Below are 2,664 nucleotides of genomic sequence, written 5' to 3'. Positions count from 1 at the left end.
ACACCAACTTGAACGCCTGGATCTTTCAGCACGCGCTCATCTGATTCACAGATTTTTGTCAGTAGTTCTTTAGTCTTCTGAAGATCAGCACCGTAAGAAACACCGATCATTAGGTCGATACGACGTGTCGCATGACGAGAGTAGTTAGTGATTGGGCTACCGATAACGCTGCCGTTTGGTACTACAACCATTTTGTTATCAGGCGTTGTTAGAACCGTTTGGAAGATCTGAATCGAATCCACCGAACCCGCTACACCACCAATCTCCACGTAGTCACCAGACTTGAATGGACGGAATGCAACTATTAGAACACCGGCTGCAAAGTTAGATAGTGAGCCTTGTAGTGCAAGACCAACCGCTAGACCAGCCGCACCAATTACCGCAACAACAGATGCAGTTTGAACACCAAGGCGACCAAGAGCTGCAATCAGAACGATAACAAACAACAAGTAACGAACTAAGCCATGGATGAACTCAACAACCGCTCGGTCCATCTTCTTCTTTTGAAGAACCTTAGAAACACTGTTCGCTACTGCTTTAACGATTAGGTTACCAATGAATAGAATAATCAGTGCAGAAATAATGTTTACACCGTATTGAATAAACAAATCTGAGTTATCCGTTAACCACTGTTCTGCGTTTGAAAGACCATCCACAAGCGGGGTCTCAATCGCTGTAGAACTCTCAGCCATAATGTGCATCCTCTATGTAATATGCTATGAGCTAAACTGCCTTAAACCAAGTTTCAGCCGAATAGGCCTTGCTAACTTTACTCATATAAATCATAAAGTTAACGTAAAACTTGCTAAGTCCCTTTTACGAAACAGAGTGTCTACCCCTGTTTTTCGGCACGATATCCTATCTTTGAAAGATTGCAAAGTCATATTTATGTAAGCCTTTGAATAAAGGAAACTTACGCATAAGGACAAATACCGTTAACTCAATCCTAGGAAATTTATTCACCACACGCTAGGTTTTTCACATAAATAATACAACTTTTTATCAGACATAAAAAAACCCGCTCAATGAGCGGGTTTTTAAAACTTAGAGAGTACTTAATTCAAAGAATTATAGTACGTCTACAGCGTTAAGGTCAGCGAATGCTTTCTCAAGACGAGTAACCATAGAAGCTTGACCAGCACGTAGCCATACGCGTGGATCGTAGTACTTCTTGTTTGGTGCATCTTCACCAGTTGGGTTACCGATTTGACCTTGTAGGTAATCGCGGTTTTCCGCTTCGTATGCACGGATACCGTCCCATGTAGCCCACTGTGTATCAGTATCGATGTTCATTTTGATAACACCGTAGCCGATAGACTCTTGGATTTCTGCTTCAGTAGAACCAGAACCACCGTGGAATACGAAGTTTAGAGCGTTAGGTGCGATACCGAACTTCTCTGCACAGTATGCTTGAGAGTCACGTAGGATAGTTGGAGTTAGTACAACGTTACCTGGCTTGTAAACGCCGTGTACGTTACCGAAAGATGCTGCGATAGTGAAACGGTGTGAAACAGCGTTTAGCTTCTCGTAAGCGTAAGCAACGTCTTCTGGAGAAGTGTATAGCTCAGAAGCGTCCATGTGAGAGTTATCAACACCGTCTTCTTCACCACCAGTACAACCAAGTTCGATCTCGATTGTCATGTTCATTTTAGCCATGCGCTCTAGGTACTTAGCACATGTTTCGATGTTCTCTTCTAGAGACTCTTCAGAAAGGTCTAGCATGTGAGAAGAGAATAGAGGCTTACCAGTTTGAGCGAAGAACTCTTCACCAGCATCTAGTAGACCGTCGATCCATGGAAGAAGTTTCTTAGCAGCGTGGTCAGTGTGTAGAATAACTGGAACACCGTAAGCTTCAGCTACAGCGTGTACGTATTTAGCACCAGCTACAGCACCAAGGATTTGTGCACCTTGACCTTCAAGTTTAACGCCTTTACCTGCGAAGAATGCAGCGCCACCGTTAGAGAACTGAACAACTACTGGAGATTTAACTTTAGCAGCCGCTTCTAGTACTGCGTTTACAGAGTCAGTACCAACAACGTTTACAGCAGGAAGAGCAAATTTGTTTTCTTTTGCTACTTCAAATACTTTCTGTACGTCATCGCCAGAAATCACACCAGGTTTTACAAAATCGAAGATCTTAGACATGGAAATAGTCCTATTTATTCTATCGTTTTAAGATTAAAAAACTTAAGTTTAAAAACTTGCAATCGTTTGCTCACAACTTATGCCATTCTAGCAAAAAAGTGTGATATGCAGCAAACGTTAAAAGGCGAGATTCGCATCTCGCCTTTCTAAATCAATTATGCTTTAGCACGCTCTTCAAGCATTGCTACTGCAGGAAGTACTTTACCTTCAACGAACTCAAGGAAAGCGCCGCCGCCAGTAGAGATGTAAGAAACGTCAGCTTTGATACCGAACTTATCGATAGCTGCTAGCGTGTCACCACCACCTGCTACAGAGAAACCTGCAGACTCAGCGATTGCTTTAGAAATACCAGCAGTACCCGCTTCGAAGTTCTTGAATTCAAATACGCCTACAGGGCCGTTCCAAAGGATAGTTTTTGCGTTGCCGATGATTTCAGCTAGAGCTGCAGTTGAATCAGGACCTAGGTCGAAGATCATGTCGTCGTCTGCAACTTCAGATACGTGTTTGATTTCAGCTTCT

3 protein-coding genes are annotated in these 2,664 nt (G+C 42.9%); all 3 read right to left on the bottom strand.

Annotation, left to right across the window (positions count from 1 at the left end; all coding sequences use genetic code 11):
* Window positions 1-692, bottom strand: a 692-nt coding sequence (locus BCT81_RS16425) for a mechanosensitive ion channel domain-containing protein (protein ID WP_102425133.1), incomplete at its 3' end; no start/stop codon positions are given.
* 376 nt (window positions 693-1,068) lie between these two features.
* Complete coding sequence (fbaA, locus tag BCT81_RS16420) at window positions 1,069-2,145, bottom strand: class II fructose-bisphosphate aldolase (protein WP_004738996.1); 1,077 nt, start codon at window positions 2,143-2,145, stop codon at window positions 1,069-1,071.
* A gap of 155 nt (window positions 2,146-2,300) precedes the next feature.
* Window positions 2,301-2,664 (bottom strand): phosphoglycerate kinase (gene pgk, locus BCT81_RS16415; RefSeq protein WP_102425132.1); only part of this gene is annotated, 364 nt, incomplete at its 5' end.

Source organism: Vibrio sp. 10N.261.52.A1 (genome assembly GCF_002876325.1).
In the GTDB taxonomy this organism is placed as follows: domain Bacteria; phylum Pseudomonadota; class Gammaproteobacteria; order Enterobacterales; family Vibrionaceae; genus Vibrio; species Vibrio chagasii.
This window is presented reverse-complemented; position numbering and strand designations above follow the sequence as displayed.